The organism is Flectobacillus longus (assembly GCF_030056705.1).
Lineage (GTDB): Bacteria > Bacteroidota > Bacteroidia > Cytophagales > Spirosomataceae > Flectobacillus > Flectobacillus longus.
Genome location: NZ_JASHIC010000015.1, coordinates 112,498 through 138,699 on the forward strand (window position 1 = coordinate 112,498; position 26,202 = coordinate 138,699).

At 37.4% G+C, this 26,202-nt stretch carries 16 protein-coding genes; 11 read left to right on the top strand and 5 right to left on the bottom strand.

Going from position 1 to position 26,202, the window contains the following annotated elements; genetic code table 11:
* The first annotated feature begins 50 nt into the window (after positions 1-50).
* Entirely contained in the window at positions 51-230 is a 180-nt protein-coding gene (locus tag QM491_RS12680) for a hypothetical protein (RefSeq protein WP_283327863.1), read from the top strand.
* 172 nt (positions 231-402) lie between these two features.
* On the opposite strand, the gene QM491_RS12685 is transcribed toward QM491_RS12680, so the two are convergent.
* The gene (locus QM491_RS12685) at positions 403-1,731 is read right to left on the bottom strand and encodes a peptidase C69 family protein (protein ID WP_283327864.1); all 1,329 of its coding nucleotides are present in this window, start codon (positions 1,729-1,731) and stop codon (positions 403-405) included.
* Between the two features lie 222 nt (positions 1,732-1,953).
* Between QM491_RS12685 and QM491_RS12690 the strand changes: the two genes are divergently transcribed.
* The 3 genes from QM491_RS12690 to coaD all read left to right on the top strand — a co-directional run bounded on the left by QM491_RS12690 (position 1,954) and on the right by coaD (position 4,201).
* Positions 1,954-2,454 (top strand): NUDIX domain-containing protein, encoded by a 501-nt coding sequence (locus QM491_RS12690; RefSeq protein WP_283327865.1) that lies wholly within the window; start codon positions 1,954-1,956, stop codon positions 2,452-2,454.
* 222 nt (positions 2,455-2,676) lie between these two features.
* Positions 2,677-3,585: a DUF3822 family protein gene (locus tag QM491_RS12695; RefSeq protein ID WP_283327866.1), complete on the top strand. Its 909-nt coding sequence runs from the start codon at positions 2,677-2,679 to the stop codon at positions 3,583-3,585.
* 160 nt (positions 3,586-3,745) lie between these two features.
* Complete coding sequence (gene coaD / locus QM491_RS12700; protein ID WP_283327867.1) at positions 3,746-4,201, top strand: pantetheine-phosphate adenylyltransferase; 456 nt, start codon at positions 3,746-3,748, stop codon at positions 4,199-4,201.
* Positions 4,202-4,324: 123 nt separating this feature from the next.
* Here the strand turns inward: coaD and QM491_RS12705 are convergent, their stop codons facing one another.
* Entirely contained in the window at positions 4,325-7,198 is a 2,874-nt protein-coding gene (locus QM491_RS12705) for a two-component regulator propeller domain-containing protein (protein WP_283327868.1), read from the bottom strand.
* Between the two features lie 236 nt (positions 7,199-7,434).
* Here QM491_RS12705 and QM491_RS12710 point away from each other — a divergent pair, with 236 nt between their 5' ends.
* The 6 genes from QM491_RS12710 to QM491_RS12735 all read left to right on the top strand — a co-directional run bounded on the left by QM491_RS12710 (position 7,435) and on the right by QM491_RS12735 (position 19,432).
* Positions 7,435-9,027 (top strand): glucoamylase family protein, encoded by a 1,593-nt coding sequence (locus tag QM491_RS12710; protein ID WP_283327869.1) that lies wholly within the window; start codon positions 7,435-7,437, stop codon positions 9,025-9,027.
* A gap of 257 nt (positions 9,028-9,284) precedes the next feature.
* Positions 9,285-12,422, top strand: coding sequence for a SusC/RagA family TonB-linked outer membrane protein (locus QM491_RS12715; protein WP_283327870.1), 3,138 nt, complete (start codon positions 9,285-9,287; stop codon positions 12,420-12,422).
* A 49-nt stretch (positions 12,423-12,471) separates the two neighbouring features.
* Positions 12,472-13,959 (top strand): RagB/SusD family nutrient uptake outer membrane protein, encoded by a 1,488-nt coding sequence (locus QM491_RS12720; RefSeq protein ID WP_283327871.1) that lies wholly within the window; start codon positions 12,472-12,474, stop codon positions 13,957-13,959.
* Positions 13,960-13,998: 39 nt separating this feature from the next.
* Entirely contained in the window at positions 13,999-14,832 is an 834-nt protein-coding gene (locus QM491_RS12725; RefSeq protein WP_283327872.1) for a LamG domain-containing protein, read from the top strand.
* Between the two features lie 324 nt (positions 14,833-15,156).
* A complete protein-coding gene (locus tag QM491_RS12730) occupies positions 15,157-16,818 on the top strand; it encodes a glucoamylase family protein (protein WP_283327873.1) in 1,662 nt (553 codons plus the stop codon).
* Between the two features lie 205 nt (positions 16,819-17,023).
* Entirely contained in the window at positions 17,024-19,432 is a 2,409-nt protein-coding gene (locus QM491_RS12735) for an alpha-L-rhamnosidase-related protein (protein ID WP_283327874.1), read from the top strand.
* A 67-nt stretch (positions 19,433-19,499) separates the two neighbouring features.
* Here QM491_RS12735 and ald read toward each other — a convergent pair whose 3' ends face one another.
* Positions 19,500-20,615 carry an alanine dehydrogenase gene (gene ald / locus QM491_RS12740; RefSeq protein ID WP_283327875.1) on the bottom strand — a complete coding sequence of 372 codons (1,116 nt, stop codon included), beginning with the start codon at positions 20,613-20,615 and terminating at the stop codon, positions 19,500-19,502.
* Between the two features lie 350 nt (positions 20,616-20,965).
* On the opposite strand from ald, the gene QM491_RS12745 reads away from it, so the two are divergent.
* Positions 20,966-21,424 (top strand): Lrp/AsnC family transcriptional regulator, encoded by a 459-nt coding sequence (locus QM491_RS12745; RefSeq protein ID WP_095164403.1) that lies wholly within the window; start codon positions 20,966-20,968, stop codon positions 21,422-21,424.
* Positions 21,425-21,745: 321 nt separating this feature from the next.
* Here the strand turns inward: QM491_RS12745 and QM491_RS12750 are convergent, their stop codons facing one another.
* Together QM491_RS12750 and QM491_RS12755 are read right to left on the bottom strand one after the other, a co-directional pair.
* The gene (locus tag QM491_RS12750; RefSeq protein ID WP_283327876.1) at positions 21,746-22,873 is read right to left on the bottom strand and encodes an NAD(P)/FAD-dependent oxidoreductase; all 1,128 of its coding nucleotides are present in this window, start codon (positions 22,871-22,873) and stop codon (positions 21,746-21,748) included.
* Positions 22,874-23,244: 371 nt separating this feature from the next.
* The gene (locus QM491_RS12755; RefSeq protein ID WP_283327877.1) at positions 23,245-26,193 is read right to left on the bottom strand and encodes a M16 family metallopeptidase; all 2,949 of its coding nucleotides are present in this window, start codon (positions 26,191-26,193) and stop codon (positions 23,245-23,247) included.
* Positions 26,194-26,202 lie beyond the last annotated feature (9 nt).

A 26,202-nucleotide genomic window follows, 5' to 3' on the forward strand; every position in this document is an offset into this window, starting at 1 on the left:
AAATCTTTTTTTATTCATATCCAGATTTACAAAGTGTAGGAACGTTGAAGATGGATTTGCCACCTTGGGATGATAAAACTGGTACAAGAGTTTGGCCAAATGTAGTACAATTGCCAGATGGATACCCTTTTAAGTATGTTGCTTTGATGATGGATAGATATAATTATCCAAATCTTGAAGGTCCTAATTGGACTTATGGCGCCATATACCTTTATCATGGGGTTGATTAAATAAGAGAACAGGCACAAAGGCACAGAGTGAGTTGAATCATCCTGAATTTAGTGATTGAGAGAATGAGTGATTATGTTAAAATTTGTCTTCTACTAGAACATAGACTAAAACAATCACTTATTTTCTCAATCTCAATTCACTAAATTGATGATGACTCGTTTTCCTAAAACCTTATAACCCTGCACTTTTGCTCTGCTTTTTCCAGAAAAAACTATAGAGAGGAGGATATACCAAACGCTTTTGTGGAGACTGATTTGCCCACTGTAACCAGTCTTTCAAATGGTTTTGATATGATTGAAAGGCAAATCGTGTGGCTGAAACGGGCGACATTAATCCTTGTTTTACCAATATATCATGCCCAATAGCTTGATGATGAATTGTATCTCTAGTTTTGGAGATATCTTGGAGAATATGTTGAAAATGAGGTTCTTCAATTTTTCCCGACAGGAGCAATCTATGTAATTTTTCGGCTTGCCACCAGATAGAATTGTCAGCAGACTGTGTTGGTTGAAGCGGCAGCTCTGATTTATCGTAAAAATATAATGGTTTAAAAACCGACAGACAGGGATTAGAGGTGTTAGTGACCCAAACCGAACTATTGGTGCGTGGTTTTAGAAATGCTAACATTGAGCCAACGGTTTGGTTGGGACATAATACACCAGTTGCGTGCATACAAATATCTTTGGTAGTGGCTTTGTGCGCCTGAAAACCCTCGTCATCATGATGCGAACTTAGGAGGTTAATGCCATGATGTAAATCAAAATGAGCTTGCTGTGCCTGAGAAGTACTTTGTATTTGTCGTACTTTACAACTGCTAGCCCAGCTCATAAAAGACGACGAAAAGGCTTTTGACCAATTAAACTCTTCATGTGGTTTTATCCACTTTTTCTTTTTGGCAAAATCTATCGCATCAGGAGCCAATTCGTTATAGTTGTTTCCGATAGAGAGTCCATTCGAAATACTTCGAGCGCCTTTTACATACTCAATAGCCCATAATTTACCAGCAGTTTCAAGGACAAAAGCTTTTTCTGCATCGGCGATTAAGAAGGAATTATGATAGAAAAAATTCCGATTTTGATACCCTCCACAAGCATCTTGTCCAAAATTGTGGAGATGTTCCAATATACAATCCAAGGCATTTTCGGCCGAATTACTTCTCTCTAAGGCAATTCTGAGCATATCCATGCCTGTTAGTCCTGTGCTCTCTTTATTGAGGGGAATTTTGGTAAAAACGGCTTCATTACCAATCGCAACACCTTGTTCGTTGACACCCATTTCGGCACCCCACATCCAGAATGGTTTTGAAAGAATTACTCGATTCGTAAATCTGGCTTGTGGAACACTTCGGTAAGTGCAATTTAAGACACTACCAACAGCATGTTCTTGTGCAGGTATATCGACAACCGACTGAGCCTCATTGGGTTCTCGGTCGGAATTTTTTCCAAAAATCCAACAATGATCTTTACTTGACTTGGGAGGCACTACGAATGTATCACACATGACGGTTTAAAAATTTGTCAATTCGGAAATATGATTCTGATATTTTGTGAAATCCTAGTAAATTTTACTGTATTTTTACCCTCTTAATCTGGTGTATCTGATGTAATTGCACCGTCAAATTATTATTACAGATAGAAACAATTCACCTGATAGTAAATGATTGTCGGAGATATATTAAAGTATAAATAAATTATTTAATCGCTTGATTAACAAGTAAATATAATGAGTACCATTACAGATGTGGCACACGAACAAGTCTTGAATTTATATGCTCAAAAACTACGATTAAGAGTGTGTGGAATTTGTGTCCAAGACCAAAAAATATTAATGATTAATCACGCTGGTGTAGTGCAAGGAGCAGACTTTTGGTGTCCGCCAGGTGGGGGGCTTCAATACGGCGAATCAGTGAATGAAGCACTTAAAAGAGAATTTTTAGAGGAAACTCAAACCGAAATATCGATAGGAGAGATGCTTTTTGTAAATGAATTCCTAGAGCCTCCTCTTCATGCTATTGAATTATTTTTTAAAGTAGAAATCATCGATGGAAAAGCCCAAAAAGGCTTTGACCCAGAGATGAAAGACCAAATAATTCAAGAAATTAAATGGATGAGCTTTGATGAAATCAAGCAAATGCCAGCGCCTCAAGCACATAGAGTTTTTTCTCTTTGTAATTCTTTAGATGAATTATTTTCTATCAAAGGATTTTGTGCTAAAAAGTCCTAAACAATGCTTAGATTTAATCAAAATGTGTTATTACGACTCACTAAAAGGCTAATCGCTTGATTGTCAGTAAAAATTACGAATAATCGTTTGCAATTCATAGAATTCTTCACATATTTTGAAGCAGAATTGTATTTTTGCATCCCTGTTAACGTAAAATTAATCTTACCATAACAGGAAATAATGATAGTGGTTCTGGAAGTGAAAATACAATTTTAGTACTTTATGATGGATTTTACCCTCTTCAACCCCATACGACAATTGGAGGCGATTATTTCAAATATTCAACCTAAAGGAAAATTTTTTCTCCCAAATTTTGATGTTGAAAAAATACCAACCTATCAGCTATTCTTCGAAATTTCGTCGAAGAGTTTCTGCTTTTGGGTAAAGGATTCAGTAACAACACAAATTATTTGGGTCGAAGAATATTCTCTTTCGTGGTTAGATACCGATTCGAGTGTGGTGGATAATATTAGTTTTATTTATTCTTCGCATGAATTTTTGAAATCCATTAAATGGCATTCAATTCATGTTCAGTGCGATTCTCAGTCATTTGTGCAAGTTCCCTTACCTTATTTTAGAAAAGAATTTTTGCAAAAATATCTTCAATTGGCTAAAGGTCAGTTGATTAGTAATTCAGAGCAGATTCTTTCTCAAATAGATGAAGCCTTTGGGTTAGTACATGTTTTTAGTGTAGAAACGGAATTATTAAATTGGTTTTCACAGACTTACCCGCTTGTTGAGATTCAATATATCCCTGTTTGTCAAATTATACTTGAAGTGGCAAAAGCCGAGTCTCGTCTCGACCCTGCCATATATATCTATGTCAAGGAAGACGCTATAAATGTAGTTGTGACCAATAATGGAAAATTGCAGTTGTGTAATAGATTTCCGACAAGGTCTACCAATGATGCGCTTTTCTATATTTTGGCTACATTGAGCGAGTTATCTATAAGTCCTGAAAAAGCTGTTGTAAAATTATTTGGAGAATTAGGTGCTGATGGTCAATTGCTTGCGACGCTTTCCGAATATGTTACCAATGTTGAACTAGGTGATTTTCAGACAGTAAGAGTATGGGAAGAGGGACAGATTCCGAAAAATTATATCGGAATGAAAGATTGTATTACTGCCTAGTTCGAGATTTACTTTTGAACTAGGAAGCTATGGCTTTGGTAGGAATTAGGTGAGAAAATCTATCCTTTTATAAAAAGCACTTTTAAGCTTACGGCATAAGGCCTATAGCTTATTGCAGGTATAATTAAGTCATTTCACTGTGAATAAAACTTGAGAAAAAGTGAATAAAAAAATTGCGTTCTTCCCTGGGTCATTTGATCCATTCACCAAAGGGCATGAGGATATTGTGCTAAGAGCTTTGGAGATTTTTGATGAGGTGATTGTCGGTATTGGACACAATACGAACAAAAATCGCTATTTCTCCATCGAAAAAATGACAGTATGGATTGAGCAAACTTTTGTAGGAAAACCAGTCAGGGTAGTGGCTTACAATAATTTGACTGCTACTATAGCACAGGAAATGAATGCTAATTTTCTGCTTAGAGGGCTAAGAAATACGACTGATTTTGAATACGAAAACTCCATTTCTCAAGTAAACCGTTATTTGGTAAAAGGATTGGAAACAGTGTTCTTGATAACGTCTCCACATCTGGCTCCTATTAGTTCGACTATCATCAGAGATTTACATCGTTATGGTACAAATGTAGATGAGTTTTTACCTTATAAATTGGAATAAATCCTTGCGGAGCTATTGTATGAAAGGATGTATAAATGTTTGCTATCGCAATATGTTTGTTTTATAGAATTTTGTTTGGAGCCGTTGTATGCAACGGCTCTACGTGTTTTTGGGGATTTACTGTTAGATTTTCATCATAAACTCTCCTAGATTTATCTCTGTATCTAATTCCATTTTTTTACGTAAACGATAGCGTTTTAGCTCTACGCTTCGATTGGTGATATTAAACAATTGCGCTATTTCTTTACTCGAAAGATTCATCCGTAAATAGGCAGCCAATTTTAAATCACTTGGGGTAAGATTTGGATAGAGCTCAATCAGTTTTTTCAAAAATTCTTCATGGACTTTATTAAAATTTGATTCGAACACCTGCCAATCTTGTTCAGACGAAATATTGCTGTCAATCAAATTCATAATTTGTCGATACGCTTGATTGCCAACATTGCGCCCCGATTCTTTTTTGAGGTTGTCGACCTCCTGTTTTATATCCAAAAGCAATTCATTTTTCTTAATCAAAGTCATCGTTGAGTTGGCAAGTTCTTCTGATTTTCTAATTACATCTTGTTCTAATTGCTCGTTTCGCAAGCGAATGATTTCCTGCTCGCTTAGTTCAGCTTGTCTGCGAAGGCGACGCTCTAATTTACGGCGCTCTTTTAGTTGTTTTAATCGAAATTTACGGTCCTGATAACGATAGAATAGGAGATTAATGCCTATAAAAATGGCAGTGTACAAACCTTTACTCCAAGCGTTCCAATACCAAGGTGGCAAAATCGTAATACTGATGATATTTTCTTCAGCATTCTGATTAGATTTTAGGTGAAAAATGTACGAGCCAGGTTGGAGATTACTAAACTCTTTCATGGATATTAGTTGGTATGGTGACCATGATTTCATACCATTTTCCAACCAATAACTATATTTTGTTTTCGGACTAATACTTGTCGTACTAAAAATAATACTCAAGCTATTTTCATCATAGTCAAGCGTAATTTCTTGATTATGAGGAGGAAATCTATACAAATATGCTGTACTGTCATCTACAACAGACACACTACGAATAAAAGGTTTGATACTGTTAGAAGTTTGTTTATCAAGAATTTGAGCAGAAGGTAGCATCACAAATCCATCTTCAGTACAGACTAATACTTCACCAGAATTGATTTTTACTACATTCTCGTATATATCCACCCAACGGTTATTAGGAATGGGAACATCAATGGGTTTTTGTCCCACTTTAGCATAGCTCAAAGAACCGTCTTTACGTAGGACATACAATTCGTCAGCCGAAATGGGGAAAATCTTATGGATGACTTCTCCAAAAAGCCACTTTTGTAAGTCTTCATCCAACTGAAATTGTCTGGTATCGTTCTGATATGACTTGATTCCTTTGGAGCTAGTGATGAGTATCTTATTTTGGAAAAAGCGAAGATTAATGGTACTGTTTCTAAACTCTTCTCCTTCGAAAGGTTGATTGGAAATGATTTTCTTGAAGCTTGTATCCAATTTAATTCGATTAATACCTGTTGATGGACGATAAACCCATAAATAGCCATTGTTATCCTCTTCAACTTGAGTAAATGACCCTCCAAGATTTTCGAGCGTGTGGTCGAATATCCAAGAACCATTTGCTTGTTTTTTGTAAAAACATAGTCTTGTATAGGTTCCTTGAACCAACCAATTGGGGTTACTTTTTAGTTTTTTGATGGTCCACCCTCCTGTAATATCCGAAATGAGTCGAGCTTGATTTTTTTCAATTAGCAATGTTCCATTATTATGCCCACAAAAAAGCTGCTGGTCTATCACCGCCAAATCCCATACTTGTCCCTGAGTTTTAGGCACTAGTTTAAAAGGTGTACTGGAATTAATGGGTTTGCAATATACTCCTTGGTTAGTACCAACGTAAAGCCAACCATTTAGTGATTCAATGTCATAAACGGTTCCCAAATACCCATCCAAATCTCTAAAATAGCTCAATGGTGAGCTTAGCATCAGCAAATCGATACCTTTGTCGAGTCCAACCCAAACATTGTGAACTTTGTCTTCGTACAGCGAAAGCACTGTATTATTTTGCAAGCCTTGTCGTTGGTTGATATGGCGGAGAATTTTACCATTAGCATCAGTCAAAACGATGCCATTCAAAAGTGTCCCAAATAAGTATTGACCATCATGGAGTTTGATAGCACGGTTTAGTCGATAAAGTTGAAAAAACTCATTGGTTTGGGTATTCAGGGGCTTAACAGATGTACCGTTGTGAACAAACAAACCATTATTGGTACAGACCAACAAGGAATTTCCTTCAAAAGGTAAAATCACATCTATGACTTCGCGACTTAATTTTTCTCCCTCAGGCAATAGCTTAAATTGATTGTTTACGATTTCGAATAAGCCTTTATTGATAACATCTACAAATAATCGATGGTGTACCTCATGCACAAATAAGATTGTTCCAGGATTTTTAAGCTTTGTTACTTTTCCATTTTTGTAGAAATATAAAAAGGCAAATGACTGAAACAATACCCCTTCTTGATAAGGAATAATATGCCAGATTTCCTCACGAGCAAACTCCTTATCATGAATCAAGTGTGTTAGAGAATGATAGGCTAAAACTCCATGCTCGTTGGCTTCCCAATAGCCAAAGCTTGCCATGCCTCCTGTGTATATTTTACCCGAGCCATCCGCAGTTACAGCCCTTACAATTTGTTTACGGGGAAGCTCAAATGTTTTCCAGTTACTGCCATCATATTCCAACATTCCTTTGGAGTTAGCAAAATACATAAAGCCTGTAAGTGGGTCTTGGGTAGCATCCCAATTCTGATAATGGGCACCATATTGTTGTTTGTTGAAATTGATAATTTCTGGTGTACCAATATTACTGATACTATTGCCGCCAAAAGCCTGACCCCAGATAAGAGTGCTTCCAGTAAGAAGAAAAGTAAATAAAGCAAGAAGTGTTTTCCTACAAAACAAGTTTGTTAATTCCAAAGTCGCTCCAATCATCCTAAAATTGTGTATGACGTAGTTAAAATATGCCTAAACAGTGAAAAAAAAGGGTTTTGATGTAGTAATGATGTACCCCAAAATTAGGAATGAGGTTGTTTTTAAATCTACATTTGCCATGTCAAATTTAAAGTTTTTATAAAAAAAATAACAATTCTTTCTTAAAGTATTATCATAAAAGATTTTGAGTGTTGATAACGCTTCAAGAAAAAACTATCCCAAATCGACTGATTAAAATGAAGAAAGCGACTATGGCTTTGGGACTTGCACTGGGAATGATGCAGTCTGGGTGGGCACAACAAAAGATAGAAACACCAGCTAAACTGGTAAAGCTCAATGAGAAATATGAGTATATAGAAACAGTACAAAAAGCTACATTTCAGTATTTCTGGGATTTTGCTCATCCTATTTCTGGCATGGCTCCCGAGCGTACTGCAACTCCCAATATTGTTACTTCAGGTGGTACAGGCTTTGGTATTATGAGCATTGTGGCCGCTGTTCATAGAGGTTGGATTTCGAGAGAGGACGCCGTAAAGCATCTTCAGAAGATGACGAATTTCTTAGGTAAAACAGATAGATTTCATGGTGCATGGTCGCACTGGTTAGATGGTCGTACAGGCAAAATGGTACCCTTTGGCGAAAAAGATAATGGGGGCGATTTGGTAGAGACTGCCTATTTGGTCAATGGACTTTTGGTAGCTAGAGAATACTTTGACGCAGGAACACCAGCCGAAAAAAACTTAAGAGATACCATTACCAAATTATGGGAAAGTGTAGAATGGGACTGGTATGCTTCAAGAGGCGACGGGCATTTGTATTGGCACTGGTCACCACAATATAACTGGGACATGAATATGCCAATCAGAGGTTATAATGAGTGTTTGATTACTTACGTGTTGGCATTAGGTTCTCCAACACATGCTATCAAACCAGAGGTGTATCAAAACACTTGGAAGAAAAGTGATTTTTATGAAAATGGTAAAGACTATTTAGGATATAAACTAACAGTTGGCTTTCCGTACGGAGGCTCGTTATTTTTTGCCCATTATTCATACCTAAGTCTTGACCCACGTTTGATGCAAGATGAGAAAACAAACTACTGGCAACATAATCAAGCTCAAACACTCATCAATTATAAGCATTGTGTAAACGAGGCACCAAAAGAGTTTGGTTATTCGACAGACAACTGGGGATTGACAGCAAGTGATGATTATAATTTTTATGATGCTCACTCCCCAACCAATGATAATGGGACAATAAGTCCAACGGCAGCGATTTCATCTTTTCCATATACACCATTTGAGTCATATCAAGCTATGCGCTATATGTATTTGAAAAAAGGGGCAACTCTTTTTGGAAAATATGGGTTTTATGATGCCTTCAATGCCACTAAAAATTGGTATTCTAACCAGTATCTGGCGATTGATCAAGGACCAATGGTGGTGATGATTGAAAACTATCGTTCGGGCTTGCTTTGGAAGCTTGGAGAGAATATCAAAGAACTCCAAACAGGTTTGAAGAAAATGGGCATTAATAAACCTGAATATCCGACTGGTTTCTACATGTATCAGCCAGACCCTGAAACCCAAGATGTTAACCTGACCAAACACCCAGATTCTGATGATTTTGTTTTGGATTTTGCGGTGAAAGGTTCAGAACCTGTCGAAGTATTTATTACCGACAAAAATGCTAATAAACAAGTTTTGGTGGCATCTACAGCGACGCTGAAAGGTATGCAGCAAGTACATTTCAAAGCAAAATATGGCTCTTACAAAGCAAGTATTTTGCAAGGGCAGAAAGAAGTTTCAGTGCAAATCCATTTGAAATAAGTAATTGTGTAAAGTTATCAGTAATCAGTTGTGGATATAAAATATCGATTTTTAAAAATTTACATTCACAATTTATCACTCGCAATTCAGCATTAATACTTAATTCCCGTATGGAGGGAAAGACACTCTTTTCTGACCCTCTATGCAATTTATAAAACCGAGCGTAGGGTAAGTTTGGGTAAAATCAAGAACCATTATTAAATCACCTGTTGCCTTACCTCAATGCTTAGTGCTTACATTTCTAATTAGCAAAACGTATGAAACAAAAACCATTTACTTTTCTATCTAAAAAGGGGTATGTACAACCAATTACCCAAATTTTTAGATATGCTTGCTTGGCGACGATGGTCGCAGGGCCAATATTTTCGGAAGCGAAAGTGTTGCCAAGATATGTGCAGTCAGTGGCAGATACCAAAGTGACTGGTAAAGTAACCGATGCCAAAGGCGAGCCAATCCCTGGTGTGGCGGTTCGTGTAAAAGGAACCAATAAAGGAGCAAATACCGACGTAAATGGTAATTTCTCTTTATCTACAGCTGATAATGCAGTTTTAGTGATTTCATCTGTTGGTTACGAAACTCAGGAAGTGCCAGTAAACGGCAGAAGTAGTCTCAATATTACCCTTCAAAATTCTTCAAAAGAATTGGATGAGGTAGTATTTGTAGGTTATGGTACTCAGCGCAAAATGGATGTGACTGGAGCGGTTGTATCGGTAAAAGGTGAAGAAATTTCAAAACAAGCTTCAGTAAATGCCGTGAGTTCTTTGCAGGGTAAAGTGGCTGGTGTACAAATCAGTAATTCTGGTGCGCCTGGTGCTTCTCCACAAATTCGTATTCGTGGTTTGGGTACGGTTTATGGTAATCCTAACCCTTTGTATGTTGTGGATGGAGTTTGGTTTGACGATATTTCTTTCCTAAACCCAGCAGATATTGAGTCGATGAACGTATTGAAAGATGCTTCAGCGCAATCTATCTACGGTATTCGTGCGGCGAATGGTGTGATTTTGATTACCACTAAAAAAGGAAAAGCTGAACAAACAACTATTACTTATAATGCTTCTTATGGTGTTCAACGTGTGAGCAACCAATTAGAAATGGCGAATGCCAATGAGTTTGCAACCATGGTAAATGAGTTGTCTACTATCAATGGTGGTAGCCAAGTGCTTGATCCAACTAAGTTTAGCAAAGGTACTGACTGGTATCGTGTTGGTTTAAGAAGTGCTCCTGTAACCAACCACCAAATTTCATTAGCAGGTGGTTCAGAGAAATCAACTTATAATTTCTCTTTGGGTTATTTGAATCAAGCAGGTTTGGTTGAAGGTAATAACTTTGACCGTTATACTGCTCGCTTACAGAATGATTATCAATTGTTTAAGCACTTGAAAGTAGGATATTCGGTAACAGGTGCAGCAAGTACTTCAAAAGATGCTCCTCCAGCAATTTTCAGACAATTGTACTCAGCTGCTCCAGTAGTGCCAGTATATTATGCTGACGGTACTTATGGCGATCCAAGTGATTATAACTTGGGTGATGGTGCAAACTATAACCCTCAAGCTACTTTAGATTTTTATAACCAAAAAACAACTAACTATCGCTTGACAGGTAACGTATTTGCCGATTTGAATTTTGCTAAACACTTTACTTTCCATACAAGTATTGGGGGGGAATTTAGACAAACAGAAGTACGTAACTACACACCAGTATTTGTAGCAACTTTGAGACAACGTACAACAGTAAGTACCTTGAACTTAGGTAGAGCTGAAAACCGCAACTGGATTTTGGAAAATACCTTGAGTTATGAAAATACCTTCAACAAAGACCATAATGTTAGAATTTTGGTAGGTCAGTCGGCACAAAGCTACCGTTCTTATGGTATCAATGCTTCAGCGCAAAATGTACCTAATACTTCTGAAGGTGATTTGTATTTAACATTAGGAAATGTTGACGGTCGTCAGATTAGTGATTATGGTGATTTGAGTACGATTGCTTCCTATTTTGGTCGTGTGAACTATGCTTTCAAAAACCGTTATATGGTGAATGCATCCTTGCGTGCCGATGGTTCTTCGAAATTTGCTGGTAATAACCGTTGGGGATATTTCCCATCAGTAGGTTTGGGTTGGGTAGTTTCTGAAGAAGATTTCATGAAAGACCAAAAAATCTTTGACAATTTGAAATTCAGAGCAAGCTGGGGTAAAGTAGGTAACGCTTCTGTTCCTGCCAACGTATCAGTATTACGTGTAAATCAGGCGGCAAACTTAACGGCAATTTTTGGTGATCAAATTTATACAGGTGCAAGTATTAACTCGGTAGTGCCTCCAACAACCTATTGGGAGAGAAGTGTGGGTACTGATATTGGTGTAGAAATGGCTTTCTTGAAAAACAAATTGACTTTCGAAGCGGATTATTATAGTAGAAAAACAGAAATGGCGATTTTTGATATTCCAATTCCTTCTTCTATTGGTACTGGTTCTAGTACAATTACAGGTAACCAAGCCGATATTCAAAACAGAGGATATGAGTTTGTGTTGAACTACAGAAATACGATTTCAAAAGATCTTTCTTTCTCAATTGGTGGTAACATTGGTATCAACGACAACAAAGTTTTGCGTGTAGTAACAGGTGCTAACCCTATCTACTCAGGTGGTGCAGCGTCAACGGGTGGTGCTTTGGCAACTCGTACCATCGAAGGGCAGCCTATTGGTCAGTTCTTTGGTTATATCGTAGATGGTATTTTCCAAAATACGGCTGAAGTAGCTGCTTCTGCTCAGAAAAATGCTAAACCAGGCGATTTCAAATACCGTGATATTAGTGGTCCAGATGGAAAGCCTGACGGTGTTATCTCTGACTTAGACCGTGCTCCACTAGGTAATCCAAATCCTAAATTCAGCTATGGTATTAATACTAGCTGGAATTACAAACAATTTGACTTGATGTTAGACTTTCAAGGCGTTGCTGGTGTAGATATTTACAATGCCAACCTTGGCTTGCGTTATGGTAACGAAAACTTTACCAAAGATTTCTACAACAACCGTTGGCATGGAGAAGGTACTTCCAATACTTATCCTTCAGTAAATATCGGTGGTGGTGATAACTATCGTCCAAACTCTTTCTTCGTAGAAAGTGGTGCTTACTTCCGTGTTCGTAATATTCAGTTGGGCTACTCTTTGCCAAGTACTATTACAGACAAATTACACATCAAAAAATTGCGTGTATTCGCTAATGCACAGAATGCTTTGAACTTCTTTAAATATAGAGGTTTTACACCTGAAGTTACAGGTGCTTACAACAGCAGTGGCGCAGCTACAAGTGGTACAAGTGCAACAATCAATGCAGGTATTGATAACAACGTGTATCCGATGTATGCTACCTACAACTTTGGTTTAAATGTTACTTTCTAATCATTCCAACTTATAATAGAATTTTTAGAAACTGAAAAGAGAAAGAATTATGAAAAAATATAGCATTATTTCAACAGCCCTTAAAGTGGGGAAATATTTACCAGTTGCCTTAGTGTTGACTCTATCTAGCTGTAGTGATAGCTTTTTGGAAGTACCACCACAAGGACAACAACCATCTGAACAATTCTGGAAAAATGAAGCAGACGCTACCAAGTCCGTAAATGCCATGTATGCCAACCTTCGTTCATGGAACAATACCGCTTTTGCTCCAATCGCTATCGAAAGTGTACCTTCAGATGATGCCGAAAAAGGAAGTAGCCCAAGCGATGCAACTTTCTTCAACAAGTTTGATACGTTTACTCATACTTCTACAGAAGGACAAATTGCCGATTTTTGGACAGGTCAATATCAATCTATTAACTATGCCAATCAAGTAATTACGAATATCCCTGCTATCAGCATGGACGAAGGCTTGAAGGCTCGTTATATCGCTGAAGCAAAATTTGTACGTGCTTATTGCTACTTTAGATTAGTGCGTGCTTTTGGTGATGTGCCTTTGCGTTTGTCATTGGCAACAGATGCTTCTCAATATAATTTGGCTCGTACACCTAAAGCACAAGTTTGGGCAGCTATCGAAAAAGATTTGCAAGATGCAGCTACTGTATTACCACAAACTTACGGTGCTGCTGATATTGGTCGTGCTACAAAAGGAGCAGCTTTGGGATTGAATGCGAAAGTAGCTTTGTATCAGAAAAAATGGAGCGATGTAGTTAGTCTTACCAAACAAGTGATGGGTATGGGATATGGCTTACTTCCAAATTACGATTCAGTATTCCGTATTCCGAATGAAAACTCTAAAGAGTCGATTTTTGAGATTCAATGTAAACTAATCTTAGGAAATGCATCTGCATCTAGCTCACAATACTCACAAGTACAAGGGGTTCGTGGTGCGCAAGGTGGCGGATGGGGCTTTAATGTTCCAACACAAGATTTGGTGAATGAATTTGAAGCTGGCGACCCGCGTTTAGATGCAACGATTATTTTCCGTGGCGAAACTACCCCTCAAGGTGATGCAATTCCAGCTACTGGTGATAACCCAATGTACAATCAGAAGTCTTATGTGCCATTCTCGTTGTTTGTATCTGGTTACAACGAAGGTGCAGAGCAAAATGTTAGAGTGATGCGTTATGCCGAAGTCTTGTTGATGAATGCAGAGGCAAATATGGAATTAGGCAATACTGCCGATGCTTTAGCATCATTGGAAATGGTTCGTGCTCGTGCTCGCCAAGGTAATGCTGCGATTTTGCCAAAAGTAACTACTACCGACCAAGCGCAATTACGTAAAGCAATTTACCATGAAAGACGTGTAGAAATGGCAATGGAATTTGATCGTTTCTTCGATGTGGTTCGTCAAGGTAGAGGTGCTGAAGTTTTGGGTAAAAAAGGCTTCAAAGCAGGCGTAAATGAGGTTTTTCCTATTCCTCAAAACGAAATTGACCTAAGTGCTGGCGTGCTTAAGCAAAATCCTGGATACTAATTGTTGCCAATGTCTAACATTTAATTTGAGTTTGTAACTATGAATATTTTCAAAAATAAATCATTATTAGCTGGTTTGCTTGGCTCATCTATGTTGTTGAGTTCTTGCTACGAGAAGTTTGACGCTTCTACTTATGCGCCAGCCGTTTCTATCGGAGGATATACAAGCACTACCGAAATTGCCCCAAGTAATTTGATTGGGTATTGGTCTTTCGACAACAACTATACAGATGCTGTATCCAAAACTGCTGGCGAAGCTACAGGTACAAGCTTTGCAGGCGGTGTGAAGGGACAGGCAATGGTCGGTGGTATCGACAAATATGTAGTAAGTAATGTGCCTTCTGCCATCCAAAATCTATCTAGCTTCACCGTTACTACGTGGGTCAACATGAAGAAAAATGATGCAGGAATTGTTGGTTTGGTGGATATTGCGAATTCTGGATCATTCTGGGGAAATCTTACGATTTTCCTAGAAAATGGTGCAACGGATTCGAAAGGTTTGTTGAAAGTACACGTGAACAACGCAGGAAAAGATGCGTGGTTGGGGAACTATGATTTGAATAACCTTTGGAATACTTGGGCAAACATTGCTGTTACTTATGATGCTACCTCTTCGACTTTTAAGGTGTATTATAATGGTAATAAAATTGCGACTCAAGTGGTAGCTGGATACGGAGGAATCAAATTCCAGAATGCTTCGAAAATGGTATTTGGTACGGTTCAATTCCAAACAAGTCCTAGTCTAAATGGTGGTGACAAACAATCATGGGCTAGTTTCTTGAATGGTCAACTCGACGAAGTACGTATCTACAATAAAGCCCTAGCCGAAAATGAGGTAAATGCCTTAGTGAAGCTTGAAGGTAGAGGGAAATAATCTTTTAAGTGCTGAGTTGGGAGTGTAGAGTGCGGAGTTTTTTTAATTATAAATCTTCATTCTCAGCTTATCACTTACATCTATCTATCCTGAATTGATTTAGTTATTTTGCAGAATAAGATTGTTTAAGCTGTAAGCCATAGGTATTAGGCAAAATGTTTTCATTTTTTTTATAAGAAACTCATTTAGACTTTTAGCCTATGGCAAAAAGCTTATTGCCTAAAGCCTTTTGTGTAAAACGACCTATCTTCGGGTGGGTCGTTGATTTTATTTTTAGGAAAAATGATTCTAAACCAATTTTCAAAATCATAACATCCCAATTTTATGAAAGTCTTACCTTATCAAATTGTTTGTGTGTTGCTGATTCTTCTTTGTGCTTGTTCCAAAAAAGCGACAGAGGACGTAAAGCCAACGCCCACGCCAAGCTCATTTAGTCTCAATACTTTAAGAGTAAATGGGGACTACAATGGCTTTGATTATAAAGATGTTACGACAAAACCTGAAATAATCCTTACTTTCAATACAGCGCTTGATGCTAGTTCGCTAGCATCAGCGATTTTGTTAAAAAATACTGCTGGTAATACCTTTGCTGTACAAACTTCTTTATCCCAAAATGATAGTGCTATTGTTATCAAACCTGCACTTGATTTGAATTACCTTAACAAATACACTTTATCAATTAATAATCTCCTAAAGTCAAAAACAGGAGGCAATTTACGTACAGAGTTCACGGTTAATCTGACCACTCAACTAGATGCCAAAGACAAATTTCCAAGAATTAGCGATGAGGAATTGCTGACTAAAGTTCAACAACAGACCTTCCGCTATTTCTGGGATTTTGGGCATCCTGTTTCGGGACTGGCTCGTGAACGAAATACCTCTGGTGATATAGTCACCTCTGGTGGTTCGGGATTTGGAATTATGGCAATGGTTGTTGGTGTCGAGCGTAAGTTTATTACTCGTGAACAAGGGTTACAACGACTCACCACTATAGTCGATTTTTTGACTAATCAAGCTGAAAAGTTTCATGGCGCATTTCCGCATTGGCTCAATGGATCTACAGGGAAAACGGTTCCTTTTAGTGCAAAAGACAATGGGGCAGATTTGGTCGAAACTTCCTTTCTCATGCAAGGCTTATTGACAGCCCGACAATATTTTGATGGAAATACTCAAGCAGAAATAACACTTCGCCAAAAAATCAATACCCTTTGGAATGGAGTCGAGTGGAATTGGTTTACCCAAAATACTTCCAATGGTTTGTATTGGCATTGGTCACCTACCGACGCTTGGGCAATGAATATGAAAATCTCAGGGTGGAATGAGGCTTTGATTACTTATGTATTAGGGGCATCATCTGAAAAGTATTCGATATCCAAAGACGTTTATCAAAATGGCTGGACTCGTAATGGTGCTTTCAAAAATGGTAATAGCTACTTTGGTGTGAAACTTCCCTTGGGCGGAAATATGGGAGGACCTTTGTTTTTTACCCACTATTCATTTTTAGGACTTAATCCTAAATTACTGACCGATCAATACACTAATTATTTCGACCAAAATAAAGCACATGCTCAAATCAATTATCTCTATTGCAAAGCAAATCCTAAACAATATGCTTTCTATGGCGAAAATTGTTGGGGGCTTACTGCCAGTGACAACGAAAATGGGTATTCCGCCCATGCACCTGACAATGATTTGGGCGTAATTTCGCCAACGGCAGCACTAGCTTCTTTTCCTTACACGCCTACAGAGTCGATGCAAGCTTTACAGTTTTTCTATTACAAATTAGGTGATAAAATCTGGAAAGAATATGGCTTTGTAGATGCTTTCAATCTCAACAAATTCTGGTATGCTGATAGCTTTTTGGCAATCGACCAAGGACCAATTATTGTTATGATAGAAAACCATCGTTCTGGACTGTTATGGAATTTGTTTATGTCTTGTCCTGAAGTGAAAAATGGACTAAAAAAACTTGAATTAACCAACTGAGTTTTTCAAACTGAGTTTTTCAAACCGAGTTTTTCAAACCGAGTTTTTCAAACCGAACTCTTCAAAAATTTTATTAAACCGCGTAATTCTGCATCCGTAGTATTCATTGAGTACTACGGATTTTTTGTAAAAAATAAACCCCGATAACAAAATCTCCAGAAATCATTAAATTTGATGTAGAATAAATCCATTTTTATAAACAAATATGAAATCAATCCTCAAAACCCTTATGCTGGGAAGCATTGTTGTAGCTTCTATACAAGCAAATGCTCAAAAAGCCTCTTTACTTGATTTGACCAAAAATAGTGAAAGCATTACTGGGAAAAAATCGTATCTGAATACGCCTTATGTAACCGCAGGCGACCGTCTTTATATGGTTGGGCATCAAAATGGGCAATTTCCCGATTTGGGCTGGCACGTCACTGGCGAAATGGGAGGGATTTGGGATCATCCTATTAAATTGATGGATGGTTTTTCTGCTAAAATACAGGCTAATGGTATTTCTCACTGTCTAGCCCAAGCCACTTCTTTTGTGAATTTTCCTTATGGCAATAAGCATATTTATCAGGATATTTTACCCAATCTTTCTGTCCAAAGATTTCAGTTTGTTCCAGATAAGACAGAAGCTGTAGTTGTAGAATATACTTTTGAGAATCATGGAACAAGCCCTCAAACACTAGAATTTGAATTTACAGGACATAGCGATTTACGACCAGTTTGGCTAGGCGAGCGAAATAATATGATTGATGCGGAGGATAAAGCTACTTGGCAAAACGCAAGTCAATCTTGGGTCGTAAAAGATCAGAAAAATCCTTGGTATGTGCAGTTCGGTGCTAATATTTCTGCCAAATCACATCATCAAAATATATCAGATTGTCAGTTTAAATCCCAAGGTTTAGTAACAAAAGCAAGCTTAATATACAACATAGTAATTGCTCCTAAATCAAAATTTATTTTGCCAATTGTGATTGCTGGTTCATACCAATCAGAAGGGGCTGTGACTAAGACCTTTGGGAATATTCAGAAAAATGCTTCTGTTTTACTTCAACAAAAAATCAAACGCTATGAGTCAATTGCCAAGCAATCAGCGCTAACGGTTCCAGACAAAAAATTGGAACAAGCATTTCGTTGGGTGAAATATAATACGGATTGGTTGGTGCGCGATGTCCCAGCGGTTGGCCGTGGTATGTCGGCAGGGATGCCTGATTATCCTTGGTGGTTTGGAACAGACGCCGAATATACCTTGAAAGGCTTAGTGGCAACAGTAAAAAAGGATTTGGTATATGATGCAGTGGAAGTTTTGAATAAACTTTCAGAAAAAGAAAATGGCAATGGACGTATCGTACACGAAGTGTCTTCAAATGGTGTTGTTTTCAATCCTGGCAATGTCAATGAAACACCACAATTTGCCAGTATGATTTGGGAGATTTATCAATGGACAGGCGATAAATCTTTCTTACAAAAGTATTATCCAACCATTAAAAAAGGGTTGGATTGGTTGTTGAAAGAAAACGATAAGGATAAAAATTTGCTTCCTGATGGCTTTGGTATGATGGAAATCCATGGACTCAATAGCGAGATGATTGACGTAGCAGTTTACACCCAAAAAGCCTTTGCTGATGCTGCTCAAATAGCAAAACTCGTAGGAGATACCGAACAGGCTTTACAATATGAGCGTAATGCTAGTCAAATCAAACACCAAATCAATACTGATTTTTGGGTGCCGGAAAGTCAATCTTTTGCCGACTTTATAGGAACAAGAGAACAAACTTTACACTTAATTGATGATGCAATAGTAAGAGCAGATACCCTACAAAAACCTTGGGCAGTGGCAGAATTAAAGCAATTAAAGTCTAACGTAGAGGCTTTGCCTGTAGGTACAAAAAAAGGCTTCGCTTTACACCATAATTGGGTAGTAAATACGCCTATGGAAATGGGAATTGCTGACCCTGAAAAAGCTAAACTTGCACTTGTAAATGCACGTAAATACACCAATCCATTTGGTGCTTTTGTGACAGGTATTGACCGTGATGAAAGTTCTAATTCTGAGGAGGCACCAGCAACATTTGTACGTAAATCTTTTACTTACACGGGTGCAGTGATGACTTTGCCAACGGGTGTGGCGGCTATTGGAGAGAATAATTATGGTAATCCTGATGGGGCTTTGTGGTATTTGAATAAAATGACCAAAACCTTTAGCTATGTGCTTCCCGGGGCGATATATGAAGTTTCGCCTGATTATGGAATGATGTGTCAAGCTTGGAATTTGTATAGCTATGCTACCCCGATTATTAAGCAGTTTTTTGGAGTTCAGCCTCAAGCAGGTTTAAAATTAATCGTTATTCAACCCCAAATGCCGAGCACTTGGAACAATGCCAAAATTGAAAATGTACAGATAGGAGATAATAGCTTGAGTGTAAGCTATCAAAAAGTATCCTCTGTGTTGAAGGTTGATTTTAATCAAACGAAATCTTCATGGAGAATAAAAGTCCAATATCCCAAAGGAAAATTTACTTCTTGGAAACTAAATGGAAAGACTATCAAACCCGAATCATCCGACGAATTTGATTTTATATGGATTAGTGGGTTGAAGAATAAGGTAGAGGTTTTGTAAGCCATATTTTAATAGAAAAGGCTATCCAATCGGATAGCCTTTTAAAAATCACCTAATATATAATCAATTAAGCCAAAACTTCTGAAATATGGCAATAAGGAAGTTTCCAAGCTTCAGAAACACCTTGATAAACTATTTTACCATTTACAACATTCAAGCCTTTTTTCAACTCTTCATTTTCTTTGCAAGCTTTTTCCCATCCTTTGTTTGCCAACTGAATGGCATAAGGTAAAGTTGCGTTTGTAAGCGCTAACGTAGATGTATATGGTACAGCTCCTGGCATATTGGCTACGCAGTAGTGTACGATTTCATCAATTACAAATGTTGGATTTTCGTGTGTTGTTGGTGTACATGTTTCGATACAACCACCTTGGTCAACAGCTACGTCTACTAAAACAGTACCAGGTTTCATTTCCTTCAACATATCACGAGTAATCAAATGTGGAGCTTTTGCTCCTGGAATCAAGACTGCACCAATAATCAAATCAGATAATTTAATCGCCTCACGAATATTATATTCATTTGACATAACTGTATCAACGTTGGCAGGCATTACGTCTTCCAAATAACGCAATCTTGGCAAACTGATATCCATAATAGTTACGTTTGCGCCTAAGCCTGCTGCCATTTTAGCTGCTTGTGTACCCACGATACCACCACCTAATACCAATACATTAGCAGGTTTTACTCCAGCTACACCACCTAACAAAATACCACGTCCACCCATTGGTTTCTCCAAATATTTTGCTCCTTCTTGAATCGCCATACGACCAGCTACTTCCGACATAGGAACCAATAATGGTAAACTTCTATCTGCTTTTTCTACGGTTTCGTAAGCCAAACAAATTGCTTTACGCTCAATCATGGCGTGCGTCAATTCTTCTGACGAAGCAAAGTGGAAATACGTAAATAATAATTGATTTTCTTTGATTAATTTGTATTCAGAAGCAATAGGCTCTTTTACTTTCACAATCATCTCAGCAATTTCATACACTGCCTCGATTGTTGGAAGAATGGTAGCACCAGCTTTTTCGTAAGCTTCATCTGTGAATCCGCTTCCTACACCAGCGCTTGCTTGGATATATACCGTGTGACCGTTTTTCTTAAATTCTGCTACACCCGCAGGGGTAAGTGCTACACGGTTCTCGTTGTTTTTGATTTCTTTAGGTACGCCGATAATCATAAGTTTTGGTTGGGGTTTAAGCCTAAGTTAGTCGGTTGGGCATTGTTTCTAAGTCAAAAATTACCAGTCAAAACTGGCCTTTCCTCATTCGAAATTTTTTCTATCTATCCCTTGTATTCAATCTCGTTAATCCAATCTACCACACACTTATTACAATTTTTACAACCGACTTCTTAGGTGTTTGTTGATTGTGTTGATGAAGTGTGAGACAAAATTAGTAATAACAGAAAAATATTTTACTGTTATTGGAAAAATAAGAAATAGTTAAAATATTTTTGTCATTATGAAGGAAAAAATCCTGTTTTTGATTCTTTTTTCTAATCTCAACCAATAAAAATTTCTTTTTCGCCATGCAATTAGACTCTATAGATGTAAAAATATTACAATTAATTCAGGAAAATGCGCAATTGACTATCAAGGAAATTGCTCGACAAATTAATCTGTCGATGACGCCTACCCACGATCGAATCAAGCGTTTGGAGCAGGAGGAAATCATTGAAAAGTACGTAACTATTCTGAACCGAAAGAAGTTGGGCAATCCGTTGATGGTATATTGTAGTATTACTTTGGATAAACAACAGAAAAATCAATTTGTAGAATTTGAGGAGGCTATCCGTCAGTACCCAGAAGTAATAGAATGTTGTATTGTGTCTGGCAATTATGATTATCTGATAAAAGTGATTGCCAAAGATATGGAAGCTTATAATGATTTTTACCAACGAAAACTCTCTGCCCTAGCAAGTGTAGCCCATATCAGTAGCTCCTTCGTGATGTCAGAGGTAAAAACAACTACAGTTATTCCTTTATAAGTGGAGTTATTCGTTAATAGAATATCTGTTATTTGAGGATGGTAATCGTTAGTGAAAAGCTTTATGCTAGATAATAAGGAGGAGAATAGCTATAAAAAAAATGACCCGTAAGTAGTTCGAAAACGCTTACAGGTCTATCGTTGAAGTGTAATTTGGTATGCAAACATAACACTGATATTTTATATAAACAAATATGAGTATTTTTGCTTATTATTAAAATATTTGAAGAAAAGCGCTACGACTTAATTAAGTTTTGTAATATTGAAAAAATACAAATTTGATTTTGCATAAAGTCTTTATTGCCAAATAAAATTTTTTTCATTAAAATTCGTTTCCATGCGTAGATTGTATGAATATACCTAGTGCTGGACGACATATTTTAAAAAAATAGCGTACCAATTCTGTCAGTATGGGATGTCCAAACAATGATTGAATTTGTCTACCAGCCCATAGTCTAAACCCAAAATAATTTTTCCACGCTTTTTGATATTGGGCTTCAACAGCTTTTCGATTATCAAAATTTTCTAGTATAATTTCTGAAATTAATTTGGCACCATGGATAGCCATTGCCATACCATTTCCACAAAGTGGGGTGATTAATCCAGCTGTATCACCAATCATAATAATGTGATTCTCGATTTGTTTTTTGGGAGAAAATGAAATTTCATTTATTACTTCTGGTTTGTCATAAAGGAATTCAGCCTCCAAAAATATTTTCTTGAGATGAGGGTTTTTCCAGAGAATATTCCTTTCCATCTCAGATACATTCTTATATTTTCTTAAATTTTCTCTACTTGTCAAATAACATAGACAAAATTTTCCGTCTTCAATTGCGGAGATTCCACAGTATCCATTCTCAAAATTGTGCAAACTGATAAGGTCTTTTGGATAGTTGTATCGTATATGATATTTAACTCCAACATAGGGGCTGCGAGCCTGAAGAAAAGGGCGTTGCAAGTACTGGTCTAGTTTAGCTCGCTTGCCATAGGCTCCTAGAACATATTTCGCATAAATGATTTGATTAGAATGGCTTAGTTGAATTTTAAATTGGTTTTCTTCATAAACGATGTCTTCTACTTCTGTGCCAGTTTCGCAATGGACACCGCAGTTTAGCGCTATTTTGTAAAGTTCATTGTCAAAGGTATAGCGACTCAATCCAAAGCCACCAAGGTCAAGAGGATAGTCAAGACTTTTACCTGATGGCGCTGTAAATTGAAACTTGCTAATTTTCTGTATATCCAGATTTTCTAGGTTAAGTCCAATTTTAGTCAAATAACTTTTAGTCTCATTGGATACATATTCGCCACAAACTCGATGAAAAGGATAATGCTTTTTTTCGAATAAAATTACTTGTTTTCCTGCCTTTTGAAGATGTATTGCCGCACATAAACCTGCCAAACCTCCTCCGACAATTGCAATTGGATATACCTTTGTGTTGTTTGTTTCCATCTTATTTTTCGGATAGTACTTTATGGTTAACTTCTGGAAGATGGTGAAAGTTTACGATGCATCACTAATTGAGTGATTTAGTGGTTGAGTGAATGAGTGATTATTGTAAAGATGCCTTATTTCAAATTTTGGTATATTTTAGTAAGACATTCTTTTTCCACTTTCTGGATTCTAAATTTGGACTATTGAATTTAGTACAGTACTTTAATTTGGAAAGATGATTATTTTTTAATCAAAAAGGCAATCAAAAAACTAATTTTGACCGCCTTTTTGATACTATATTTCCAGTTTTTCAAAATAATCACTCATTCGCTCAACCACTAAATCACTCAATTTGAAATGACTCGTGTATGATGAAATAGCATGTTATTTTAATACCCAAATACCTCTTCAAGTGTTAATCTTTTCACTTCACCATATTTGCTTAATTCATCTACTTTGATTTTGTTTTCTGAACCTACAATACAGTAAGTAACAGGTTTATTAGCAATGTTTGCTTCTTGGAATTTTTTCAAATCTTCCAATCCTAATTTGCTTAATGCTTCAAAGATTTTAGATCTCTCGTCATAATTCAAACCTTTTTCTTGTGCTGCCAAGTAGTTGAATGCAATAGCGTCTTGTGTAATACGCTCTGTTTGATAATTTTTCAACATACTTTCTTTTGCCGTTTCCAAGTTCTTCTCAGAGGCTGGAAATACATTGAACAACTCGTTCATGCTCGGAATAGCTTCGTTCAATTTGTCGGCTTGAGTACCTACATAACCCACTAAGTAGTACTTTTCATCTTTGGTATTTGGCGTAAAATAGTACGCATACGTTGAATAAGCCAAAGCTTTTGATTCACGAATTGTTTGGAAAACGATAGATGACATACCACCACCAAAATAATTATTGAACAATTCTACTACTGGAGTTTGAGCAGGGTCAAACTTAACCGTTGGACGAATCCAGTCGATTTCAGCTTGTACCATGTCGAAGTTTGTGAACAATACCTGAGTTTTGGTAGGAGTGATGCGCTCGAAGTTGGCGACTACTGGTAAATCAACCTTAAACTGTGTTGGGAATTTATGAACTTTTGAAAGGTCAGCGCTCAATTGCTCCAACGATTTTGGACCATAATAAACAACAGTATGCTTAAAGTTGAACAAATCTTTCAAGAAATTCACTACTTCGTCAGCAGTTAATGCCTTCAATTCTTCGTTGGTAAAATTGAGTACTGTACGAGGGTTTTTAGCTCCAAACTGTGCATATTGAGCCAAACCTTGTAAGATTGCTCCTTTGTTCGCTTTGGCATCATTACGTTGTTTTAATAAACGTCCTTTCAATAATTCGAAAGTAGCTGGGTCGGCCTTGGCAGAAGTAACAAGTTGCTCAAACAATGATAAGGTACGGTCAAAATTTTCGTTTAAGCCCGAAAGTGTCAGATTGATGTGGTGATCGGTAAAGTTTACTGCAAAATTACTTGCCAATTTGTAGTATTCTTTACTGATTTCTTCAGCTGACATGGTTGGTGTTCCTAAGAAATTCAAATATTGTAAAGCAATTGGCAATACTTTGCTATTCCAGCTACCCATATCAAAACGGTACGTCAAACGGAATAAATCGTTGTCTGCATTTTTTACATACAATACCTCCGCAGGCCCTACTTTACCTTTCTGAAGGTCTTTGTTGTAATCCAACCATTTTGGTTGAATTTCCTTCATTGGCATGGCATTTACAGATTTCAAAAAGTCAGATTGTTTCTCACGGTTTGTTTCAACCTGTGTGATTTCTGGTTTGTCAACTTTAGTGATATTTTTGTCTTCGCCCTTACGTTTGTATACGATTACGTAGCCATTTCCGCAGTATTTGCTTGCAAAATCAATGACTTGTTGCTTCGTAACTTTACTCAAAGCATCGGTCATAGCTGAAGTTTCGTTCCAATCAATACCTTTTGAAACCACAAAATCATTCAAAAGTTTATAGGCACGAGCATCATTTTTTTCCAAACTTTGGATAGCATTCAACTTGTAATTGGCTGCAATAGCTTTGATGATTGACTCATCGAATTGACCTTTTTTCAATAAATCTAACTGACCTAACAACAAATCACGTACTTCTTCTAGGGTCTGTCCGTTCTTTGGCGTTCCACTCAATGTCCATACAGAATAGTCCTTATTCCAGTCTGGGTTCGAACTTGCACGCAATACTTTTTGGGCTTTTGAAAGGTTAATATCAATCAAACCAGCTTTTGAATTAGACATCAATTCGTCGACGATAGTACCAATGATATGCTCTTTTGGGCTAACAGCGCCTGGCCATCTCCATGCAATAGTGATATTGTCAGGAGTTGGACCAAATACTTCTTTGATGATTGGGGCTGTCAATGGTAATTCAGGTGCAGGCTTATATTCTTGAACAGGTTTGGTTTGCATATAAGCAAAAGCCTTATCAATTTTCTTAATCAACTCATCTGAATTAAAATCACCCACCATGATAATCGCCATGTTGTTTGGAACATAGTACTTGTTAAAGTAGTTTTTGATTTCAATCAAAGACGGATTTTTCAAGTGCTCAATCGTACCAATAGTTGTTTGCTGACCATAGTTGTGCGTAGGGAAAAGCGCCGCATATTTTGTCTCTTCTACTTTCCAAGGGTCGTTGTCCAAGCTACGGTTTTTTTCTTCATAAACTGCCTCTAGTTCAGTATGGAAAATACGTAATACAGGATTTCTAAAACGTTCCGCCTGTAGCGCTAAGAAACGGTCGATAGCGTTTGTCGGAATATCCTCAGTATAAACCGTTTGTTCATAAGAGGTAAAGGCATTTGTACCTTGTCCGCCCATGGCTGCCATCATTTTATCGTATTCGTTAGCGATGGCATATTTGGCAGCTTCGCCCGAAGTCTTATCGATTTCTTTGTAGATTTCTTTACGTTTTGCAGCATCTGTAGTTTTGTTATACTGTTCGTAAAGGTCATTGATTTTGTCTAACAAAGGTTTTTCTTTTGCCCAATCTAAAGAACCATATCTGTCAGTTCCTTTAAAAAGCATGTGTTCCAAATAGTGCGCCAGACCCGTATGATCTTTAGGGTCGGTGTTAGAGCCAGCACGTGTTGGAATAAGAGCTTGGATACGAGGTTCTTTGTGGTTTTCACTAAGGATGACCGTCAAACCATTTTTAAGTTGATAAAAACGTGCTTTCATCGGGTCGTTGGTTACAAATTTGTAATTGTAACCAGCTGTATTTGCCGATTTCCACTCGTATTTAGTTTGGGCAATGGAACCGAGACTCGATACTACCAATGCCGATGCGAGAAGTGTTTTAAAGAATGATGGCATACTGTTAAA